This window comes from Pseudomonas sp. S60 (assembly GCF_016647865.1).
GTDB classification, from domain to species: Bacteria; Pseudomonadota; Gammaproteobacteria; order Pseudomonadales; family Pseudomonadaceae; genus Aquipseudomonas; species Aquipseudomonas parafulva.
The window spans coordinates 26,222-48,420 of the sequence record NZ_JACVVH010000023.1 but is presented as its reverse complement, the minus strand read 5'-3'; the positions used below and the strand labels follow the sequence as shown (position 1 = coordinate 48,420).

Here is a 22,199-nt window from a genome sequence, read left to right as displayed (position 1 = left end):
ATTGATGACAAGGGTCTGTCCCCTTATAAAGGGAGTCTCTTATTCCACATAATATGTTTTAAAAATATTTATATCTCTTAAAAGAATATAAGCCCCCATTCCCGCGATTCGGTTCCGCCAACGGAAATGCTCGCCCAGGGCCAAGCCTCAAGGAGCATCTGCATGTCCGGACACACCCGAAAGCCATCGCGCGCCTCACGTTTCACCCTGCACCCGCTAGCGGCCGGTGTTCTGCTGGCGGCCTCCGTGCCCAGCTTCGCCGAAGAAGTAGGGCCTGTTGCCCCTGCTGTGGAGCAGGAGGCCAAGCTGGGCACCGTCACGGTCAACGCCCGGCGGCGTGAAGAAACCGCGCAGAGCGTGCCTACGCCCATCAGCGTGCTGGGCAGTGAAGCCCTGGAAACCCAGCGTGTTTATCGCGTGCAGGATCTGCAACAACTGGTGCCCAGTACCAACGTGGCGTACGTGCATGCCCGCCAGTCGAGCATTTCCATACGCGGGCTTGGCAACAACCCCGCCAGCGACGGCCTGGAGGGCAGCGTGGGCATCTACCTGGACAACGTCTACCTGGGCCGCCCGGGCATGGCGGTGTTCGACCTGCTGGACGTGGAGCAACTTGAGGTGCTGCGGGGCCCGCAAGGCACCCTGTTCGGCAAGAACACCACCGCCGGTGTGCTCAACGTGACCACGCGCAAACCTACCTTCCACCGTGAAGGCAGTATCCAGCAGTCCATTGGTGAAGACGGGTATCGGCAGACCCAGGGCAGTTTCTCGGGCCCGCTCAGTGACACCCTGGCCGGGCGCATCAGTGCTTATCGCACCGAAGACGACGGCTATGTGAAAAACGTGCACAACGGCGACACGCTCAATGGCGGCAAACGCCAGGGCTTTCGCACGCAGCTGTTGTTCAAGCCCAGTGATAATTTCAACCTGCGCTGGATCGGGGAGTACAACGAAGAGGATTCCGACAACGGCATCCTGAGCCTCTACAGCACCGGGCCGACCATCAACGGCATCAACCGCTACCAGAGCCTGGCTGCACAGGCTGGCGCGACACTGGTATCGGGCAAGGACCGCAAGGTCAACTTCGATGCCGACCAACAAGTCACCGTGTTCCAGGGAGGGACCTCGGTGGAAGCCAACTGGACCCTGCCCAACGACTTCACCCTGACCTCCATCACCGCCTACCGCTGGTGGGATTTCACCCCGCGCAACGATGACGGCCTGAATGTGCCGGCGGCCTATAACGCCGGTGTAGCGGTGCGCGACAAGCAGTACTCGCAGGAAATCCGCCTGGCATCCCCGACCGGCGGCGCTTTCGATTATGTACTGGGCGCTTACTACTTCAAGCAGGACCTGGACAACAAGTCGTTCACCTATTACGGCCCACAGGCTGATATCTGGAACCAGACCCCGGCAGGTGCGCTGGCCAACGTCGACACCCTCGGTAACGGTCACATCGATACCGACAGCTACGCGCTGTTCGCCCAAGGCACCTGGCATGTCACCGACCGCCTGGACTTCACTGCCGGCGTACGCGGCACCTATGAAGAAAAGAGTGCCTGGGTTACCCGCAATGCGCCCAGCGGCGGCGCGGCGGTCAGCGGGGCCGCCGCAGCTGCGCGTCAGGGCCGCGCAGGTGCGTACGATTCGGGCGACCTCAACCAGTACAGCTTCAGCCCCTCTGGCCTGCTAGGCCTCAGCTATCGCTTCAACGAGCAGTTGCTGGGCTACGCCACCCTGACTCACGGCGAGAAATCGGGTGGAGTGAACCTCACCGTCGGCGCGGCGCCCCGCTTGGGTACTGGCTCGCTGCTGGTGGGCACCGAGCGGGTCAACAATGCCGAGTTGGGCCTGAAAAGCAGCCTGTTCGACAACCGCCTGCAGCTCAATACCAACCTGTTCTGGGCCGAAGTGCATGGCTACCAGGCCAACGTCTACGACCAGGTCAACCGCGTGCAGTACCTGGCCAATGCCGGCCGCGTGCGCTCGCGCGGGCTTGAATTCGAGGCCACGGCGTTGCCGGTGCGGGGGCTAACGGTCAACTTCAACGGTTCGTGGAACGACGTGCGCTACACCGAGTACAAGGACGCGCCGTGCCCGCCGGAGATCAGCCTGGCCAGCGCCAATGCCACCTGCGACCTGTCTGGCCATCAGGTGGTCGGCGCCTCCAAGTACATCGCCAACCTCAATGCCCAATACAAATGGCAGGCCACCGAGCGGGTCGAGCCTTACGTCACCGCCAGCTACGCCTTCCGCTCGAAGGCCGTGGGCACCATCGACGACTCTGATTTTGGCCAGATCCCCAGCTATGCACTGGTCAACCTGTCTGCCGGCGTGCGCCTGGACCAGGGCGATGGCGTTGTCGACCTGTCGCTTTGGGTGAAGAACGCTGGCGACAAGACCTACTTCACCAGCCTGTGGAACTCCGCCAACGGCGGTTATGCCGGTGCGCTCGGTACCCCGCGTACCTTCGGCGCCACTGCCCGTTACGACTTCTGAGCACAAGGAGCTTTGCCATGAACGCCAAGACAGAAACACCCGTATTGCCTGAGGGCGCGTGCCTGACCGCGAAAGTGCCACAGCCCGACGAAGCGTTGCTGGGCGATGTGGTGGTCAACCCTTACCGGCTGGCGCCGCTCACCGCGATCATCCGCGACGGCGGCCGCAGCCTCAGTGCTGCCCATGTACGTGTGCTGGGCCGGGGTGAGCGCGGGGTGGACATCGCCTATGAGGTGTCCGACCGTTCGTTGTGGACCTACGGGGGCATTCCGGTTTTCGGGTTGTACCCCGACCATGTCAACCAGGTGGAAGTGACCTACAAGCTTGATGGCCAGCGCATGCGTGAGCAGTACCAGATCTACGCGCCGGCTGTGCGCCTGCCGGTGGTTGCCAGGCAGACGGCCGCCTTGCCGGAGGTGGAGCCGGTGCAGGTGGCGCCCGGGTTTGAAAAACGCCTGTACCTGTTCAACCACCTGCTTGGGGACATCCCGGGCGGGCGTGCTTTCAAGTGGAATGGCCTGGGCGGCGCCGCCGAGTGGGACCAGGTGGGCAACAACTGGATCGCCGATACCAACGGCGACGTGCGCTGGTACCTGGACATCGAGCAGATTCACGACTCCAACCGTCGCGATGGCCTGGGGGGCACTATGGGCTTCCAGCAAACTCGCGATGGCAAGCTGATTTGGGGGCAGGGGCAAACCTACTCCAAGTACGACTTGCTGGGGCGGCGTATCTGGCAGCGCAGCCTGCCCGACAAGTTCGCAGACTTCTCCCATGAGATCCGCGAGACCAGCAACGGCACCTACCTGCTGCGCGTAGGCACCAGCGACTACCGTCGTCCGGACGGCAAGCGTGTACGCTCCATTCGCGACCACATCATCGAAGTGAACGAGGCCGGCGATGTGCTGGAGTTCTGGGACCTCAACCAGATCCTCGACCCCTACCGTGGCGACCTGCTGGAAACACTGGGCAAAGCGGCCATCCAGTTGCCCCCGGGCGTCAGCCGGCAGGGCGACCGGCTGGCGAACGAGCTGGCGGAGGGGGATCTGCCGTTTGGCGATACCCCGGGGGTGGGCACCGGGCGTAACTGGGCGCACGTCAATGCCATCGATTACGATGCCGATGACGACAGCATCATCGTTTCAGCCCGTCACCAGGGGGTGGTGAAGATTGGCCGTGACAAGGAGGTGAAGTGGATCCTCGCCTCGCCCCAGGGCTGGCCCGAGCGCCTGCGGCACAAGGTGCTGACGCCGGTGCACAGCGACAGCTTCGACTGGTCATGGACCCAGCACACAGCCTGGCTGACCGGCAAAGGCACGCTGACCGTGTTCGACAACGGCTGGGGCCGGGGCTTTGCGCCCACTCGTTTGAGCGGGAACTACAGCCGCGCAGTGGAATACCGCATCGACGAGGGCAAAGGCCTGGTGGAGCAAGTGTGGGAGTACGGCAAGGAGCGCGGAGACGAGTGGTACAGCCCGGTGACCTCCGTGGTGGCTTATAGAGCCGACACCGACACCCAGTTCATCTATTCGGCGTCAGTGAACTTCCTGACACCGCAAAAGCTGACCACAACCGTGCTCAACGAGGTCCGGCGGGGTACCCAGGAAGTGTTGGTGGAGTTGAAGGTGCACAGCAGGCAGCCCGGCAGCGTAGGCTACCGGGCGCTGGTGATCGACCTCGACAAGGCATTCTGATTTTCTGCCTGTACCGGCCCTGTAGGGGCCGGCTTGCCTGCCGCAGGGCCATCCGCCCCAGCCCACATTCATGAAACATCCACTCGGGTGTTCAACCACTCGTTCTTTTTTTCGAACAGCCTATTGTCCAACACCCCAGCAGACGCTTAGCATTCGTTTGAGATTTCAAACGCTCGATGCCCTGCGTTGGGCGCTTTCAACAATCAACAATTCGGGAAGCCGACATGCAGCTCAAAGACGCTCAGTTGTTCCGCCAGCAAGCCTTCATCAACGGTGAGTGGCTGGATGCGGACAGCGGCCAGACCATCAATGTGACCAACCCGGCCACAGGTGAAGTCATCGGTACCGTGCCGAAGATGGGCACTGCGGAAACCCGCCGCGCCATCGAAGCTGCCGACAAGGCCCTGCCGGCCTGGCGCGCACTGACCGCCAAGGAGCGCTCGGCCAAGCTGCGTCGCTGGTTCGAACTGATGATCGAGAACCAGGACGACCTGGCTCGCCTGATGACCACCGAGCAAGGCAAACCCCTGGCCGAAGCCAAGGGCGAAATTGCCTACGCCGCCTCGTTCATCGAATGGTTCGCTGAAGAAGCCAAGCGCGTCTATGGCGACACCATCCCGGGCCACCAGCCAGACAAGCGCCTGATCGTCATCAAGCAGCCAATCGGCGTTACCGCAGCCATCACCCCGTGGAACTTCCCGGCTGCCATGATCACCCGTAAAGCCGGCCCGGCCCTGGCTGCTGGCTGCACCATGGTGCTCAAGCCTGCCTCTCAGACCCCATACTCGGCACTGGCCCTGGTCGAGCTGGCCAACCGTGCCGGCATCCCGGCTGGCGTGCTCAGCGTCGTTACCGGCAGCGCCGGTGAAGTGGGCGGCGAGCTGACCGGCAACTCCCTGGTGCGCAAGCTCTCCTTCACCGGCTCGACCGAAATCGGTCGCCAGTTGATGGAAGAGTGCGCCAAGGACATCAAGAAGGTTTCCTTGGAGCTGGGTGGCAACGCCCCGTTCATCGTGTTCGACGACGCCGACCTGGACAAGGCGGTCGAGGGCGCGATCATCTCCAAATACCGCAACAACGGCCAGACCTGCGTCTGCGCCAACCGCATCTATGTGCAGGACGGCGTGTACGACGCGTTCGCCCAGAAGCTGGCCGCAGCAGTTGCCAAGCTGAAGATTGGTAACGGCCTGGAAGAAGGCACCACCACCGGCCCGCTGATCGATGGCAAGGCCGTGGCCAAGGTTCAGGAACACATCGAAGACGCCGTAGGCAAAGGCGCCAAGGTGCTGTCCGGTGGCAAGCTGATCGAAGGCAACTTCTTCGAGCCGACCATCTTGGTGGATGTGCCGAAAAACGCGGCAGTGGCCAAGGAAGAAACCTTCGGCCCGCTGGCCCCGCTGTTCCGCTTCAAGGACGAGGCCGAAGTCATCGCCATGTCCAACGACACCGAGTTCGGCCTGGCGTCGTACTTCTATGCCCGTGACATGAGCCGTGTGTTCCGTGTCGCCGAAGCGCTGGAGTACGGCATGGTGGGTATCAACACCGGCCTGATCTCCAACGAAGTGGCGCCATTCGGCGGCATCAAGGCTTCGGGCCTGGGCCGCGAAGGCTCCAAGTACGGTATCGAGGACTACCTCGAAATCAAGTACCTGTGCATCAGCATCTGATCGCACGCTAAAGGCTTTACCTCTGCCAGCGGGGCGCGAGAGCGACGTCTCGCTGGCCTTTTTTACAGCGCAGTACCTGGTGGCCAGGGCGTTCGCGGCGGTCGATCAACGAATACTGACCGTGGGCACTCCCAGCCACCCCCGAATAAAAGCGCCATTCCAGACCGGCGCAATGAGGGCATTATGAGCAAGACCAACGAATCCTTGATGCAACGTCGTGTCGCCGCAGTTCCACGTGGTGTCGGCCAGATTCACCCGATCTTCGTTGAATCGGCAAAGAACTCCACCGTTATCGACGTTGAAGGCCGCGAACTGATCGACTTCGCGGGCGGCATCGCCGTACTGAACACCGGCCACCTGCACCCCAAGGTGGTTGCGGCCGTGCAAGAGCAGCTGACCAAGGTCAGCCACACCTGCTTCCAGGTGCTGGCGTACGAGCCCTACGTGGAGCTGTGCGAGAAGATCAACAAGCTGGTACCGGGCGACTTCGACAAGAAGACCCTGCTGGTTTCCACCGGCTCCGAGGCCGTTGAAAACGCCGTCAAGATTGCCCGTGCAGCCACCGGCCGTGCTGGCGTCATAGCCTTCACCGGCGGCTACCACGGCCGTACCATGATGACCCTGGGCCTGACCGGCAAGGTCGTACCGTACTCCGCAGGCATGGGCCTGATGCCAGGCGGCGTGTTCCGTGCGCTGTTCCCGAGCGAACTGCACGGTGTCAGCGTTGACGACGCCATTGCCTCGGTCGAGCGCATTTTCAAGAACGATGCCGAGCCACGCGATATCGCGGCCATCATCCTTGAGCCGGTACAAGGCGAAGGCGGCTTCCTGCCAGCGCCTAAAGAGCTGATGAAGCGCCTGCGTGCCCTGTGCGACCAGCACGGCATTCTGCTGATCGCTGACGAAGTGCAGACTGGCGCCGGCCGTACCGGTACCTTCTTCGCCATGGAGCAAATGGGCGTTGCGCCTGACCTGACCACCTTCGCCAAATCCATTGCTGGCGGCTTCCCGCTGGCAGGTGTGTGCGGCAAGGCCGAGTACATGGATGCAATCGCCCCCGGTGGCCTGGGTGGCACCTACGCCGGCTCGCCGATCGCCTGTGCCGCTGCACTCGCCGTTATCGACGTGTTCGAAGAAGAAAAACTGCTGGACCGCAGCAAAGCCGTTGGCGAGCGCCTCACTGCCGGCCTGCGTGAAATCCAGCAGAAGCACCCGATCATCGGTGACGTACGTGGCCTGGGTTCGATGATTGCTGTAGAAGTGTTCGAGAAGGGTACCCACACCCCGAACGCCGCTGCCGTTGCCCAGGTTGTGGCCAAGGCCCGTGACAAGGGCCTGATCCTGCTGTCGTGCGGCACCTACGGCAACGTCCTGCGTATCCTGGTTCCGCTGACCGCCGAAGACGCACTGCTGGACAAAGGCCTGGTCATCATCGAAGAGTGCTTCGCCGAACTGGCGTGATCTTACGCTGATAGTGGGGCCGCTCTGCGGCCCATCGCCGGCGAGCCGCTCCTGTGGAACTGCACATAACTTGTTGAGTTAGCAGTCACCTGTGGGAGCGGCTTCAGCCGCGAAAACCGGCGAAGCCGGTGCCCTGCACCGCGCTGTCTGCTTCGCGGGTAAACCCGCTCCCACAGTGATTGGGCCAACTCTCAGATTTTGTGCGTGACAGTCGCCTCCACAGGGACGGCTCTGCGGCCCCTGCTATTCAAGCGACGCTTACCCGTGGACGATCTGGTTCTTGCCCTGGCGCTTGGCCTGGTACATCGCGGCATCTGCCCGTGCGTACAGGCTGTCGAGCGTGTCGTCTTCGGCAGTCAAACCGGTCAGGCCCTGGCTGATGGTTACGCCGTACATGCGCTCTGACTGGCCAAAATTCAACCGCTGTATCTCCCGCTGAAGCCGTTCGGCAATCTGCTCCGCCACCTTGGCCGTACAGCCAGGGAATACCGCCGCAAATTCCTCGCCACCAATCCGCCCGAACAGGTCGCCCCTGCGCAGCACCGCCTTGCCGCTGTCGGCGATGCGTTGCAGCACCTGGTCTCCCTCCTGGTGGCCGTAGCTGTCGTTGATCGCCTTGAAGTCGTCGATATCCAGCAACAGGAAGGTCAGCGGCGCCTCGTCCTCACGGGCCTTGTCGAAGGCCTGTTTGGCGCACTCGAAGAAGTGCCGGCGGTTGCTGCTTTGGGTGAGTACGTCGGTGGTGGCAAGGCGCTGCAGTTCGCCCTCCAGGCGCTTCTTTTCGGTGATGTCCTCGGCGATACCCACGATGATCACCCGGTCACTGTCGCGCTGCTGGTTGACGTAGCACTTGTCGCTAAGCCAGCGCACATCACCTTCGGCGTTCAGAATGCGGTACTCCCGGTCTTCCACCGAGCCTTTGAGCAACACCTGGGCAAGGCTGCGTTCGGCGAACTCCAGGTCGTCAGGGTAGATGCTGTCCCGCCATTCATTGAAGTCGGCCATTACCAGGCTAACCGGGCGGCCAAAGATGCGCTCGTAGGCAGGGCTGACGTACAGCACCTGGCGGGTCTCCCAGTCGAATGCCCACAACACTGCGTTCACGCTGTTGAGCAGCGTACTGAACAGCTGCTCGCGCTCGCTCAGGCGCGCGACTTCGCCTTGGGCGTGGAGCAGAGCCAGCAATGTCTTGGCGGCGTCAGGGGGAGGGGTACCGGGCAGAATCGTGGGTATGTTCTTGGCCATGGGCACGGAGCGCGTCTCGACGGGTAAAGGTGCGGCCACCTTCCGGCCGATGTGGGCAGTTCGAGTCGAAACAGGCGGGCGAAGTTCCTGAACGGCACGCCCCAAAAAGGGGCGCGCCGATCAACGGAACATCAGGCGGCAGTAGGCCGCAGGGAGTAGGTCTTCAGTTGCGCGGCGAACTCGCGCAGGGCATGGATGCCGCTGGTTTCCGCTTCGTGCACCCAGTCTTTCATGGCTGCCAGCATGTCATGGCCATTGGCGCTGGTGCGGGCCCATATCTGCTGAAGCGCCAGGCGCTTTTCATAGATGGTCTTGAGCGCCTGGCTGTGGGCCAGCATGGACTCGATACGCACGTGATGGCGGTCTTCCAGCAAGCTGGTTTCCCGCGACAGCAGGCGTTTGGCACGGCGGAAGTGGTGGCTAACGGACGCATCCACGCGCGCCAGTTCCTGCTTCACCAGGGGGCCGATGACCAGCTTGCGATACTGGGCCATGATCTGGAAGCGGTTGTTGAGGATGGCCATGGCCGTGTCCATGTCCAGGCTGGCTTTGCCCGCCACCCGGTGGGCGATGGGTGCCACCCGCTGGACCTTGGCCAGGCGCAGCAGGCAGAACAGGCGAATCCATGCCCAGCCCATGTCGAACTCCCAGCGCCGCACCGACAGCTTGGCCGAGTTGGGGTAGGTGTGATGGTTGTTGTGCAGCTCTTCGCCGCCAATCACGATGCCCCACGGCACCAGGTTGGTGGCGGCGTCGCGGCATTCGAAATTGCGATAGCCCACTGCATGGCCAAGGCCGTTGACCACGCCGGCGGCCCAGAAGGGGATCCACATCATCTGCACCGCCCAGATGGTGATACCCGCCGTGCCGAACAGCAGCAGGTCGATCACCGCCATCAGCGCGATGCCACCGAGTTTGTAGCGCGAATAGACGTTGCGCTCCAGCCAGTCATCCGGGCAGTTCTTGCCGTAGATGCGCAAGGTGTCGGGGTTGCGCGCCTCTTCGCGGTAAAGCTCGGCGCCCTTGCGCAGTACCGTACCCAAACCCTTGTACACCGGGCTGTGCGGGTCGTCCGGGGTTTCGCACTTGGCGTGGTGCTTGCGGTGGACGGCGGTCCATTCGCGGGTGTTCTGCGCCGTGGTCAGCCACAGCCAGAAACGGAAGAAATGCTTGAGCCCGGCGTTGAGCTCCAGTGCCCGGTGCGCCGAGTAGCGATGCAGGTAGACCGTGACGCTGACAATGGTCACATGGGTCATCAACAAAGTGATGCCGACCAGTTGCCAGGCCGACAAGTCGAGCAGGCCGTTGTACCACATAAATGCAAATACCCTCGAAATGCAGGGGGAAGGGCCGATTATCCCTTGGCGGGGAAATAAAACCAGTCGCAGCTGACCACGTGATGTTTCAGGCGATCTTTGCGCGGCGCGCCGTGCAGCGGTCGCACAGCGCAGCAGAACCTTTATAATCCCCCATCCTTTTGCATGGGCAATTCCACCCGACATGTCTGTTTCCGTTCGCGACGCCTTGCGCATGGCTGCGCTGTATGTGGTGCTCTCGATCCTCTGGCTGGTAATGGCCGAGGTGATGCTGCACGGCATGACTGACGATCCCCTGGCCCGTACCGTAGGGCGGCAGATCAACCTGGTGGTCTGGGTACTGCTCAGTGCGTTGCTGATCTATGTGTCACGCGTAAGGTTGCTGAACTTCATCGGCATCGGTGCGCGCTTGCGGGGCGAGGACCGGGAACGCCTGCGCATGGCCGCCGCTGTGTTCGACAGCACGCTCGAAGGGGTATTGGTCACCGACCGCAAAGGCCTGATCGTGCACGTCAACCGCGCCTTCATGCGTATCACCGGTTACCGGCAGGACGAGGTGATCGGCCAGCGCCCGAGCAAGTTCAAGTCGGGGCGCCATGGCCCGGACTTCTACAAGCACATCTATGCCACCCTCTCCGAGAAGGGCGAGTGGAGCGGCGAGATCTGGAACCGGCGCAAGAGCGGCGAAATCTACCCGCAGTGGCAGACCATCTGCGCGATCCGCGACGACGACGGCGAGCTCAGCCATTACGTCGCGGTGTTCAGCGACATCAGCGCGATCAAGCATTCCGAGCAGGAGCTGGCCTACCTGGCCCACCACGACCCGCTCACCGACCTGCCCAACCGCCTGCTGTTCACCGACCGCGTGCAGCAGGCGCTGGTGGCTGCGCAGGCAAAAAAGCGCGGCTGTGCACTGTTGCTGCTGGACCTCGACCACTTCCAGAGCATCAACGACGGCCTGGGCCATACCATCGGCGATCAGTTGCTGAAGCTGGTGGGTGATCGCCTGGGCGAGGTGGTGGTCAGCGGCGTGACCCTGGCGCGCCTGGGCGGTGACGAATTCGGCGTGCTGGCCGAGCATTGCCAGGACCTGGGCCAGGCCGGCAAGCTGGCCCAGGGCATCATCGACCGCATGCGTGAGCCATTCGTATTCGAGGGCCATCGGCTGTTCATCAGCGTCAGCGCCGGTATCAGCCTGTTCCCCAGTGACGCCCTGAGTGCCGAGCAGTTGCTGCGCAACGCCGACTCGGCCCTGTACAAGGCCAAGAGCAACGGCCGAGCCTGTTATGCGCTGTACACCGAGGAACTGACCGCCCACGCCCAGCAGCGGGTGGAAACGGCAGGGGAGCTGCGGCGGGCGCTGGAGCACGATGAACTGCGGGTGTACTACCAGCCCGTGCACGACCTGGCGACCGGTAGCCAGGTGGGTGTAGAAGCCCTGGTGCGTTGGGAGCACCCGCAGCGGGGGCTGGTGCCACCGGTAGAATTCATCCCCATCGCCGAACGTACCGGGCTGATTGCCGAGATAGATGCCTGGGTACTGCGCAATGCCTGCCGGCAGATGATGCGCTGGCAGCAGGAAGGCCGCCCGCTGGCCTTCGTGGCAGTGAATATCTCAAGCCGCCTGTTTGGCCAGCGTGAGCTGTACCGGCAGGTAGCCGACGTGTTGCACGACACGGGCCTTTCGCCTGCACTGCTGGAGCTGGAAGTTACCGAAAGCGCCGTGATGGAAGACCCCGAAGTGGCGCTGGAGCAACTGCATCGCCTGCGTGAGCTGGGCGTGGCACTGGCCATCGATGACTTCGGCACCGGCTACTCGTCGCTGCTGCGGCTCAAGCGGATGCCGGTACAGAAACTCAAGATCGACCAGGGCTTCGTCGCTGGCTTGCCGTTCGACGAAGACGATGTGGCCATCGTGCGGGTGATCATTGCCCTGGCGCGCAGCATGGGCATGCAGGTGCATGCCGAAGGCATCGAGCAGCCGGAGCAGGCCAGCCTGCTGCTGCAGGAGCAATGCCAGTTAGGCCAGGGTTACTGGTTCGGGCGGCCAGTCGCAGCGCAGGATTTGCGCTGGGGCTGAGTGTGCCGGGTTGGCCCGGCACCTTTTCAACGCTTGTTCAGCCCGCGCGCCAGGCGGTCCCCGCCCAGCTGGATCAACGCCACCAGCGCCACCAGCATGGCAATTACAGTCAGCATGATCTGGCTGTCGAAGCGCTGGTAGCCATAACGGTAGGCGATGTCCCCCAGCCCCCCGGCGCCGATGGCACCCGCCATGGCCGATGAGTTGATCAGGGTAACCAGGGTGATGGTGAAGCCCCCCACGATGCCCGGCAGCGCTTCGGGCAACAGTACGTGCCAGACGATGTGCCAACGTCGGCAACCCATGGCCTGCGCCGCCTCTACCAGGCCGTGGTCCACTTCCCGCAGGCTGACCTCGGCAATGCGTGCAAAAAACGGCGTGGCGGCGATGGTCAGTGGCACTACTGCGGCCCATACGCCATAGGTGGTACCAACCACCATACGGGTGAAGGGAATAAGCGCGACCATCAGGATCAGGAACGGGATGGACCGGAACAGGTTGACGAACGCCCCCAGCGCGCGGTTCAGCGTGGGGGCCGCAAAGATGCCGCCTTTGTCGCTGGTGACCAGCAACACTGCCATCGGCACACCGGCCAGCAGGGCGATCAGCGATGACACACCCACCATCAACAAGGTATCAAGCAAGCCCTGCAGCAAGCGATCAAACCACATAACCCAGCACCTCCACATCTTCGGCCCAGCGACGGGCCCGCTCCAGTAACGGGCCGGTCGCATGCGGCGAATGCTGCACCGACACGATCAACTGCCCCAGGGCATGCTCGCCGATGGCTTGTACCCCGCCCTGCAGCAACCGCACGCTGCCGCCCAACGTGTTGAACAATGCAGTCAGGTCCGGTTCGCCCAACACCGTCAGCTTCAGCACCACGGCGCTGTCCCGGCTTGCCGGGCTGGCTTGCAGGCGGCCCGTCAACGCGTCTGGCAACCTGGGTTGCAACGGTGCCAGCAATGTGCGCGTCACGGCATGGCGTGCCGCACCGAACACCCGCCAGACTTCGCCCTGTTCCACCACCTGGCCGCGGTCCAGCACCACGACCTGGTGGCAGATGTCGCGGATCACCGCCATTTCATGGGTGATCAGGACGATGGTCAGGCCCAGGCGCCGGTTGATGTCGCGCAGCAGCTCAAGAATCGATGCGGTGGTTTCCGGGTCCAGTGCGGAAGTGGCTTCATCGCACAGCAATATGCGTGGGTCGTGCACCAGTGCCCGGGCGATGCCTACCCGCTGCTTCTGGCCCCCCGACAGCTGCGCCGGGTACACCTGGTGCTTTTCCTCAAGGCCTACCAGTTGCAACAGGGCGCGTACCTTGCGCTGGCGCTCGGCCTTGGCCATGCCAGCCACTTTCAGCGGCAACTCCACGTTCTGCCACACCGTCTTGGCCGACATCAGGTTGAAGTGCTGGAAGATCATGCCAATGCTGCGGCGCAGGTTCACCAGTTGGTCCTCGTCGAACCCGCCAATGTCCACCTGGTCCACCAGCACCCGGCCATGGCTGGGCTGCTCAAGGCGGTTGATGGTGCGTAGCAGCGAGGACTTGCCAGCACCGCTGCGGCCAATGATGCCGAAGATTTCACCACGGCGGATGTTCAGGTCGATGCCTTGCAGGGCGGGCTGCGCCTGGCCCGGGTAGGTCTTGCCCAGGCCTATGAAGCGCACGTGGGCGTCATTCACATCCGGGCGCAGGGTCAGCGGCTCGGCCTGCAGCGGCAGGGGCGCGGCACCTGGCACCTTCAGTGCGCTGGTCTGGCTCATGTCACCCCTCCCAACCTGCCTGGTACAGCGTGCCGTGGGCCTTGTCCAACGCTGCCCGCACCACCGGCGAATGCTGGTAGATGTCGACGAACTTGGCCAGGCGCGGGTCGCCCTTGCTCTGTGGGCGGATCACGAACTGGATCACGTATTCCTTGTTTTCCAGGCCATCGAACAGCAATGCAGACCCGGCATCGAACGTCTTGGCCAGGCGGATGTAGGCGGGGTAGCCCTGCACCAGGTCGGCGTCGTCATAGGCGCGCACCAGCTGCACGGCCTCCACCTGGAGGATTTTCAGGTTCTTCGGGTTGGCGACGATGTCGTCTTCGGTGGCTTTGTAGCCGACCCCGGGTTTCAGGGTGATCAGCCCCGCCTTGGCCAGCAGTTGCAGGCCCCTGCCGCTGTTGATGGGGTCGTTGGCGATGGCCACGCTGGCGCCATCCGGTAGTTCGGCAAAGCTTTTGTACTTTTTCGAGTACAGGCCTACGTTGTTGATGATGCCAGGGGCGTACGGCACCAGGTTGAAACCGGCGGCCGCCTTGGCGTTTTCCAGAAAGGGAATGTGCTGGAAGTAATTGACGTCGATGTCCCCACTGTTGAGGCTGACGTTGGGGGCAATCCAGTCGCTGAACTCCACCAGCTTCACCTCCAGGCCTTGCTTGTGTGCTTCTTCCACCGCAGCCTCCAGCGGAATGGCGAAAGCCGAGGTGGTGCCGATTTTCAGCGGCTCGGCCGCATTGGCGCCGGCTGCAAGGCCCAGTGCAACAGCGATGGCCGCGACGGGCCGGAACAGTTTCTCAAGCATGGTGCAGGGCTCCAGTCGGGGCAGGGTAGGGGGTAAAGCGGTAGGCCGAACCTGGGTGGTCGGCTGGCAGGTGTGGGTGGCTGGCGTCGAACAGTTTTTCTCGCAGGGTGCCGGGGGCATAGGCGGTTTTGTAGCGGCCGCGCTTTTGCAATTGGGGCACGACCAGCTCGATGAAGTCCTCGAAGCTTTCGGGGGTGACGGTGCGGGTGAGGTTGAAGCCGTCCAGGCCGGTGTCGTCGGCCCAGGCGATCAGTTGCTCGGCCACCTGCTGCGGGTCGCCGACCAGGGTTACGTAGCGGCCACCCAGGGCGTGCTGTTGCAGCAGGCGCCTGCGGGTCCAGGCGTCGCTCTGCAACTGACGGGTGGCCGACTGGATGGCGTTGCCCTGGCGGAAGGCGATGGGTTCATCGAGGCCGTACGCGGCAAAATCGATGCCGGTGGACGCGGCAAAGTGCGCCACCCCGGCTTCAGCGCTGGCATGGCGCAGGTACTCGGCATGCCGGGCCTGGGCCTGCTGCTCGGTGGGCGCAACGATCACCGTGATGCCCATGAACACCTTTACGGCGTTTGCTGTACGCCCTGCCGCTACTGCTGCGGCACGCACCTTGTCGACCTGGGCGCGGGTGGCGGCCTTGTCCTGGCCGCTGATGAATACGCATTCTGCATGGTTGCCGGCGAAGGCCAGGCCGCGGGGCGAACTGCCCGCCTGGAACAGCACAGGCGTGCGCTGGGGCGACGGCTCGCACAGGTGGTAGCCGTCCACGTCGTAGAACGCCCCATGGTGTTGAACCTTGCGCACCTTGTCGGGGTGCGCGTACACGCGCTGCTGGCGGTCGGCAACCACGGCATCGTCCGCCCAGCTGCCTTCCAGCAGCTTGTACAGCACCTGCAGGTATTCATCGGCCTGGTCGTAGCGCCGGTCGTGTTCGGGCTGCTGGGCAAGGCCCATGGCGCGGGCCGCGCTGTCCAGGTAGCCGGTCACGATGTTCCAGCCAACCCGGCCATTGCTCAGGTGGTCCAGGGTGGAAAGGCGCCGTGCAAACAGGTAGGGCGCCTCGTAGGTCAGGTTGGCAGTCAGGCCGAAACCCAGGTGGCGAGTGACTGCGGCCATGGCGGACACCAGCAGCAGTGGGTCATTAACCGGCAGCTGAATGGATTCCTTCAGCGGCACGTCCAGCGACTGGCCATACACGTCATAGGTGCCGACGATGTCGGCGATGAACAGCCCGTCGAACAGCCCCCGCTCCAGCAGGCGCGCCAGGTCGGTCCAGTACTCGAGGGTCTTGTACTGGGTGGAAGTGTCGCGGGGGTGGGTCCACAGGCCATGGTTGATATGCCCCACGCAGTTCATGTTGAAGGCGTTGAGCAGAATGTGCCTGGCCATCAGATGGTCCCCCTGCGTGGCGGGTTGGCATCGTTGAGGTAGTAGTTGCCGATGGCGTGGTACTTCCAGCGCACCGGGTCGTGCAGGGTATGCACGCGGGCGTTGCGCCAGTGGCGGTCCAGGTTGTGTTCGGCCAGGGTGGCCTGGCTGCCGCCCAGCTCAAACAGGGTGGTGCCGGCTGCCAGTGCAATTTCGGTGCTGATGGCCCGCGCTTCAGCCACGGCGATGGACGCAGCGGCGACGCTGTCGGCAGTGCTGTGCGCTCGGGCCAGGTCCAGGTATTCGCCGGCACGTTCCAGCAAGGCTTCGGCGGCATGCAGGCGTATGGCCAAGTGGCCGAAGCTCTTGAGGGTCAGCGGGTCGTCGCTGGCACGTTCCACACCCGAGTCCACCCAGGGCCGGCTGCGGGTACGCACGAAGTGCAGGGCGTCTTCATAGGCGGCGCGGGCGATGCCGGTATCGATGGCAGCATGAAGAATCTGCGCCAGCGGCCCCACCGGTGTCGGGCGCTCGAACACGCTCTGGAACGGCACCACGTCATCGGCGTTGACCCAGACGTTGTCGAACACCACAGAGCCACTGCCAGTGGTGCGCTGGCCAAACCCGCTCCAGTCGTCTATCACCTGCAGCCCCTGGCTGTCGGCGGGCACGAAGGCCAGGTGCTGCACGCCTTGTTCGTCAACCACCGAGGTTGGAATGCGCTGGGCATAGATGGCGCCAGTCGCATAGAACTTGCGGCCATTGATTCGCCAGCCCGCGCCGTCGCGGCTCAGCAGGGTGGTGCGATCATTGGCGGTCTTGGTGCCCAGCTCGGCCAGGGCGTTACCGAAGCGACGGCCACCCAGCACTTCTGCATAAAGGCGCTGTTGCTGCGCGGGTGTGCCGTTTACCCGCAGCACTTCCAGCGCGTAGAAGTGGTTCTGCGGTATTTGCCCGAGTGAACCGTCGGCCTGGGCAATGCGGGCGATCACCTTGGCCAGTGTGACATTGGATACGCCCGCCCCACCGTACGCCTTGGGCACGCTGATGCCCCACAGCCCCGAGCGGGTGAACAGCTCGAGTTCTGCGTGTGGCAAACGCCGCTCACGGTCGCGCAGGGCGCTGTCGCGGCGCAACTGCTGGGCAAGGTGTTCGGCAACGCCGAGGGCTTCGGCGTCGTTGCTGATGATGCTTGTAGTCATGGTGTTTCTCCGCGGCGTGGGGGCACTCAGTGGCCCCACGCACGCTGCAGATCAGATCCAGGAATGCCGCGCGGGCCGGGTGCCGTTGAGGTGGTAGGCGCCCACCGCGTGGTACTTCCAGCGCACCGGGTCGTGCAGGGTGTGTACGCGTGCATTGCGCCAGTGGCGGTCGAGGTTGAACTCGGCGAGGGTGGCGCGGCTGCCGGCCAGCTCGAACAGTTTTTCGCTCGCCTGCAGGGCAATTTCGGTGGTGAGCACCTTGGCTTCGGCTACCGCAATCGAGGCCCGCGCCGCCGACTCGGCATCCACAGTTTTGGCATTGACCTCGTCAAGCACACGCGCAGCTTTGCGTAGCAAAGCCTCGGCGGCGTGCAGGTCGAGCTTGAGGCGGCCGATGTCGGCGATTACGTAAGGGTCGTCGCTGGCACGGTCGACCTTGGCCTCGATCCATGGGCGTGATTTTTCACGCACGAAGGTGATGGCGTCGTCGATTGCCGCTTCTGCGATGCCGGCGTCTATCGCTGCCTGAATGAGCTGCGAGGCGGCGCCCTGGATATTGGGCACATCGCGCTGGCGCCAGTTGTCGATGACCAGCTCGGCCTCCACCGGCACCTCGTCCAGCAGCACCGTGCCACTGGCGGTGGTGCGCTGGCCGAACCCGGACCAGTCATCGACGATACGCAGGCCCGGGGTGCCGCGGCGTACGAATGCCAGGCGCTGGCGGCCTTGTTCGTCCAGCGCCTTTACTGCTACCCAGTGGGCGAACAGGGCACCGGTGGAATAGAACTTCTCGCCGCTGATGCGAAAGCCGTCGCCTGCGCGGGTAATCCGGGCCTTGAGGGTGAGGGTGTCCTTGGTGCCACGCTCGGGGCCTGCATTACCGATGCGCCAGCCGTCCAGCACGCTGCGAAACAGCGTTGCCTGTTGCGCCTCGGTTGCCGTAAGGCGCAGCAGTTGCAGCATGCCGAACTGGTTCTGCGGGATCTGCCCCAGCGCGGGGTCGGCAGCACTGATCAGGCGGAACACCTCGGCCACGGTCTCGAACGACACGTCTGGGCCACCATGGGCTTTGGGCACGCTGATGCTGCCCAGGCCACTGCGGGTGAACAGTTCGATTTCGGCCCAGGGCAGTTTGCGTTGCTGGTCGCGACGTGCGGCGTGTTCACGGGCTACTGTGGCAACGTCGCGTGCTGCCTGCAAGGCCTCGGCATCGTTGCGCAGTATCTTGGCCGGCAGCAGGGGTGGCGCGCTGTCCAGGTCGCTGCTGGAAGGGATTTGGGCATGTGTGGGCATCAGTGCCGCTCCTTGGCTGCACTCAATGCCCTGGCGTTACGCACTGGGGTGATTGTGATCCTGACCATTCCTGACCTCACAAATAAGTAATGCCGCTACAGCTGATTGCGGCAGATGTGTGCTGGTCCGGTGGTCCGGTATATATACCGTAAGGCTTTATAAAAAGTTTATGAACTAACGCTTTGGAATATGCATAGAAGAGGGCTGCCCGCCCTTTGGCAGGGCGGGCGCGGGGCGTTACTCAGAGGCGGCCGTGCCCAGGAACTTGCGCAAGAACTGCCGGGTGCGCTCTTGCTGCGGGGCCGCGAACAATGCCTTGGCCTCGCCCTGCTCCACGATCACGCCCTTGTCGAAAAACACCACCCGGTTCGCCACGTCGCGGGCAAAGCTCATTTCGTGAGTGACGATGATCATGGTGCGTTTTTCTTCGGCCAGGCTGCGGATGGTCGCCAGCACCTCACCCACCAGCTCCGGGTCCAGTGCCGAGGTAGGTTCGTCGAACAGGATCACCTGCGGCTCCATGGCCAAGGCACGCGCGATGGCGACACGCTGTTGCTGGCCGCCGGACAACCGCCTGGGGTAGGCGTCTTCCTTGCCGGCCAGGCCAACCTTGGCCAACAGCTGTCGGCCCAGGGCCTCGGCCTGCTCGCGGGGTGTCTTCTTGACGATCACCGGCCCTTCGATGACGTTTTCCAGTGCTGTGCGGTGCGGGAACAGGTTGAAGTTCTGAAACACGAACCCGGCCTGCTGGCGCAGCCGGCGGATCGCCCCCTGTTGCGAACCCAGCGGGCGGTTGGCGTCGATGCCGATGTCGCCAATATGGATCTGCCCGGCATCGGGCGTTTCCAGCAGGTTGAGGCAACGCAGGAAGGTGGTCTTGCCCGAGCCGCTGGGGCCGATGATGGCCACCACTTCGCCGGCCTGCACGGTCAGGTCGATGCCGTCGAGCACGGTCTGGCCCTTGAAGCGCTTGGTAAGGCCTTTGACTTCAATCATGCTCAATGCTCCTGGTCATGCTGGTTGACCCGCGCTTCCATGCGGTTCTGGAAGTGAGCCAGGATGCTGCACAGCACCCAGTAGATCACCGCCACTGCCACGTACATGGTGAACACCTCGAAGGTGCGTGCGGTAATCAGCTGAGCCTGACGGAACAGCTCCGGCACCTGGATGGTGGCCGCCAGCGCGGTGTCCTTGACCAGCGAAATGAAGCTGTTGCCCAGCGGCGGCAGCGCTGTGCGCAGCGCCTGGGGCAAAATGGCCCGGCGCATGGCCTGCACGCGGGTCATGCCAATACTGGCCGCCGCTTCCCATTGGCCGCGGTCGATGGAGGAAATCGCGGCGCGCAGAATTTCGCACACATAGGCCGCCATGTTCAGTGACAGGCCGATCAGCGAGGCAGGGATGGGGTCAAGTTCGATGCCGATCTGCGGCATGCCGAAGTAGATCACGAACAGCTGCACCAGCAGCGGTGTGCCGCGGAAGAACGACACGTAGACCCGCGCCAGCCAGTTCACCGGCAGCACCTTGGACAGCCGCATCAATGCCAGGGCAAAGCCCAGCAGCAGGCCAAAGAACATCCCCCCGACGCTGAGCAGGACCGTATAACCCGCGCCCTTCAGCAAGAAGGGCGCGGAGTCGACAACCAGTTGCAGGCTTTCAGCGATCATTGGGTGACATCAGCACCAAAGTATTTTTCGGAGAGCTTGGCCAGGGTGCCATCTGCCTTGAGCTTGTCGATGGCCTTGTTGATGGCCGCCAGCAGCTCCGGTTCACCTTTGCGCAGTGCCACGCCGCTTTCCAGGCGCGAGAACGCATCACCGGCAAGTTCGGTGTCCTTGGCTTTTTGCGCATATTCCAGCGCGGCCAGGCGGTCGATCAGAATGGCGTCGATGCGGCCGTTGCGCAGGTCGGCGAACTTGCTCGGGTCGTCCTCGTAGGTACGCACTTCAGCCTGGGGCACATCCTGCTTCACCCACTGCTCGTAGTTGGTGCCGAGCCCTACACCCACCTTCTTGCCAGCCAGGTCCTGGGCACTCTTGATGTTCAGCTGGTCGGCCTTCTTCTTCAGGACCAGCGCCTGGATACCAGAGACGGTGTATGGCTCGGAGAAGTCGTACTTCTTTTTGCGCTCGTCAGAAATGGTCACCTGGTTGACCACCACGTCCAGGCGCTTGGACTCCAGTGCCGCCAGAATGCCGTCCCATTTGGTGGGCTGAATCTTGGCCTTTACTCCGAGCTCTTTGGCCAACAGCTCGGACAGCTCCACTTCGAAGCCGGTCAGATTGCCGTTTTCGTCCTGGAAGCTGAACGGTGGGTAGGTGCCTTCCAGGCCGACGTTGATCACGCCCTTTTCCTGGATGGTCTTGAGTTCCTCCCCGGCTAAGGCGTGGCCGAGCAGGCCGGTACCCAGCACCACAGCCAGGCTTGCGTTGAGTAATGGTTTGACGAATTTCGACATGTCTGAGCCCCGCGCTTGTTGTGGAAGTAGTGGGTGGCGACTATAGGGTTGGCGTGTTAGGCCAGGAAATACTAAAAAATTATCTTGTTATTCCTTTTTTTATAACTCGCTTCCCTTATGCCCAGCCTGGCGCAGCATGGAATAAAGCGGTGTTATTTCCAAGTGACTGTTTTGCCGTAGAGTGGTTCGCACACAGGCCGGGCCGGGCCGTTTGCGGGTCTGGCGATAAAACTGGATGGCCGATACGGCAGGAGACAACCGTGAGCGAACAACCTTCATCTGGGCACTGGCAGTTGCACAGTATCGTGGCCGGGTTGCGTGGCGCCCGTGAGCAATGGCGCAGCCGCAACGGCCGCAGCAGCGGTGAGCAAGGTGGCCGCGAGCTGCCCTCGCGCGAGGCGATGCGGCACGTGCTGGAGCAACTGTGCGGCGCGTTGTTCCCCATGCGCCTCGGGCCTGTGGACTTGCGTGAAGAGAGCGAAGATTTCTACGTGGGGCACACCCTGGATGCCGCCCTGAATGCTTTGCTGGCCCAGGCGCGCCTGGAACTGCGCTATGCCGCCCGGCAAAGCCAGGACGACATGGCCGGCGCGGATGCGCAGGCACTCAGGTTGATCCAGGGTTTCGCCGCAGCGCTGCCGGGCCTGCGCGTGATGCTCGACACCGACGTGCTGGCGGCCTACCACGGTGACCCCGCCGCACGCAGCGTCGATGAGGTGTTGCTGTGCTACCCAGGCATCCTGGCCATCATTCACCACCGCCTCGCCCACCACCTTTACCGTGCTGGCCTGCCTTTGCTGGCGCGGATCAGTTCGGAGCTGGCGCATTCGGCCACGGGCATCGACATCCACCCCGGTGCGCAAATCGGCCCCAGCTTCTTCATCGACCACGGTACCGGTGTAGTAATCGGCGAAACCGCGATCATCGGCGAGCGCGTACGCATCTACCAGGCCGTGACCCTCGGCGCCAAGCGCTTCCCCAGCGATGAGTCCGGCACCTTGCACAAGGGCCTGGCGCGGCACCCGATCGTGGAAGACGACGTGGTCATCTACGCCGGCGCTACCGTGCTGGGGCGGATTACCATCGGCAAGGGGTCGACCATCGGCGGTAACGTGTGGCTGACCCGCAGTGTGCCGGCCGAAAGCAACATCACCCAGGCAAACCTGCAACTGGATTGCCAGGACAAGCAATAGCCCCTTCTGCTGCCCCTTGCGAAGCGCCGCCCTGCGGCGCTCACAACCCCGAACCCAGCTGGGAACCAAACCCACCGGTCAGCGGCCTTATTCGCATCCAACGCCCAATCCATGATTAACTTGAACGCTTGTTCAATTTAAAAACGCTGGTCCCCC

General features: G+C 63.2%; 17 protein-coding genes. 6 read left to right on the top strand and 11 right to left on the bottom strand.

Annotated elements, in window-relative coordinates:
• The first annotated feature begins 162 nt into the window (after window positions 1-162).
• From IAE33_RS13510 to gabT, 4 genes are all read left to right on the top strand, one after another.
• On the top strand, window positions 163-2,499 hold the full coding sequence (locus tag IAE33_RS13510) for a TonB-dependent receptor (RefSeq protein WP_201163854.1): 2,337 nt from the start codon (window positions 163-165) through the stop codon (window positions 2,497-2,499).
• Between the two features lie 17 nt (window positions 2,500-2,516).
• A complete protein-coding gene (locus IAE33_RS13505) occupies window positions 2,517-4,193 on the top strand; it encodes an aryl-sulfate sulfotransferase (RefSeq protein ID WP_201163853.1) in 1,677 nt (558 codons plus the stop codon).
• 224 nt (window positions 4,194-4,417) lie between these two features.
• A complete protein-coding gene (gabD, locus tag IAE33_RS13500) occupies window positions 4,418-5,860 on the top strand; it encodes an NADP-dependent succinate-semialdehyde dehydrogenase (protein ID WP_201163852.1) in 1,443 nt (480 codons plus the stop codon).
• Window positions 5,861-6,043: 183 nt separating this feature from the next.
• Window positions 6,044-7,321 (top strand): 4-aminobutyrate--2-oxoglutarate transaminase, encoded by a 1,278-nt coding sequence (gene gabT, locus IAE33_RS13495; protein ID WP_201163851.1) that lies wholly within the window; start codon window positions 6,044-6,046, stop codon window positions 7,319-7,321.
• A gap of 258 nt (window positions 7,322-7,579) precedes the next feature.
• On the opposite strand, the gene IAE33_RS13490 is transcribed toward gabT, so the two are convergent.
• Together IAE33_RS13490 and desA are read right to left on the bottom strand one after the other, a co-directional pair.
• Window positions 7,580-8,566: a GGDEF domain-containing protein gene (locus IAE33_RS13490; RefSeq protein WP_201163850.1), complete on the bottom strand. Its 987-nt coding sequence runs from the start codon at window positions 8,564-8,566 to the stop codon at window positions 7,580-7,582.
• A 131-nt stretch (window positions 8,567-8,697) separates the two neighbouring features.
• Window positions 8,698-9,882, bottom strand: coding sequence for a delta-9 fatty acid desaturase DesA (gene desA, locus IAE33_RS13485; RefSeq protein ID WP_028635382.1), 1,185 nt, complete (start codon window positions 9,880-9,882; stop codon window positions 8,698-8,700).
• A 184-nt stretch (window positions 9,883-10,066) separates the two neighbouring features.
• On the opposite strand from desA, the gene dibA reads away from it, so the two are divergent.
• On the top strand, window positions 10,067-11,962 hold the full coding sequence (gene dibA, locus IAE33_RS13480; RefSeq protein ID WP_201163849.1) for a phosphodiesterase DibA: 1,896 nt from the start codon (window positions 10,067-10,069) through the stop codon (window positions 11,960-11,962).
• Window positions 11,963-11,988: 26 nt separating this feature from the next.
• Here dibA and IAE33_RS13475 read toward each other — a convergent pair whose 3' ends face one another.
• From IAE33_RS13475 to tcyJ, 9 genes are all read right to left on the bottom strand, one after another.
• Window positions 11,989-12,633, bottom strand: a complete 645-nt coding sequence (locus tag IAE33_RS13475) for a methionine ABC transporter permease (RefSeq protein WP_201163848.1) — start codon at window positions 12,631-12,633, stop codon at window positions 11,989-11,991.
• Window positions 12,623-13,732, bottom strand: a complete 1,110-nt coding sequence (locus IAE33_RS13470) for a methionine ABC transporter ATP-binding protein (protein WP_201163847.1) — start codon at window positions 13,730-13,732, stop codon at window positions 12,623-12,625. Before IAE33_RS13470 ends, IAE33_RS13475 begins: the two co-directional genes overlap by 11 nt.
• Before the next feature lies 1 nt (window position 13,733).
• Window positions 13,734-14,534 carry a MetQ/NlpA family ABC transporter substrate-binding protein gene (locus tag IAE33_RS13465; RefSeq protein ID WP_028635378.1) on the bottom strand — a complete coding sequence of 267 codons (801 nt, stop codon included), beginning with the start codon at window positions 14,532-14,534 and terminating at the stop codon, window positions 13,734-13,736.
• On the bottom strand, window positions 14,527-15,918 hold the full coding sequence (locus IAE33_RS13460) for an LLM class flavin-dependent oxidoreductase (protein WP_201163846.1): 1,392 nt from the start codon (window positions 15,916-15,918) through the stop codon (window positions 14,527-14,529). The genes IAE33_RS13465 and IAE33_RS13460 overlap by 8 nt, the downstream gene beginning before the upstream one ends.
• Window positions 15,918-17,099, bottom strand: a complete 1,182-nt coding sequence (locus tag IAE33_RS13455) for an SfnB family sulfur acquisition oxidoreductase (protein ID WP_060482971.1) — start codon at window positions 17,097-17,099, stop codon at window positions 15,918-15,920. The genes IAE33_RS13460 and IAE33_RS13455 overlap by 1 nt, the downstream gene beginning before the upstream one ends.
• 51 nt (window positions 17,100-17,150) lie before the next feature.
• Window positions 17,151-18,392, bottom strand: a complete 1,242-nt coding sequence (locus IAE33_RS13450) for an SfnB family sulfur acquisition oxidoreductase (RefSeq protein ID WP_201163845.1) — start codon at window positions 18,390-18,392, stop codon at window positions 17,151-17,153.
• 237 nt (window positions 18,393-18,629) lie between these two features.
• A complete protein-coding gene (tcyN, locus tag IAE33_RS13445) occupies window positions 18,630-19,388 on the bottom strand; it encodes an L-cystine ABC transporter ATP-binding protein TcyN (RefSeq protein WP_028635374.1) in 759 nt (252 codons plus the stop codon).
• Between the two features lie 2 nt (window positions 19,389-19,390).
• Window positions 19,391-20,059, bottom strand: a complete 669-nt coding sequence (tcyL, locus tag IAE33_RS13440; protein ID WP_028635373.1) for a cystine ABC transporter permease — start codon at window positions 20,057-20,059, stop codon at window positions 19,391-19,393.
• Window positions 20,056-20,850, bottom strand: coding sequence for a cystine ABC transporter substrate-binding protein (gene tcyJ, locus IAE33_RS13435; protein WP_201163844.1), 795 nt, complete (start codon window positions 20,848-20,850; stop codon window positions 20,056-20,058). The genes tcyL and tcyJ overlap by 4 nt, the downstream gene beginning before the upstream one ends.
• Window positions 20,851-21,110: 260 nt before the next feature.
• Here tcyJ and epsC point away from each other — a divergent pair, with 260 nt between their 5' ends.
• On the top strand, window positions 21,111-22,043 hold the full coding sequence (gene epsC, locus IAE33_RS13430; protein ID WP_028635371.1) for a serine O-acetyltransferase EpsC: 933 nt from the start codon (window positions 21,111-21,113) through the stop codon (window positions 22,041-22,043).
• The last annotated feature ends 156 nt before the right edge of the window (window positions 22,044-22,199 follow it).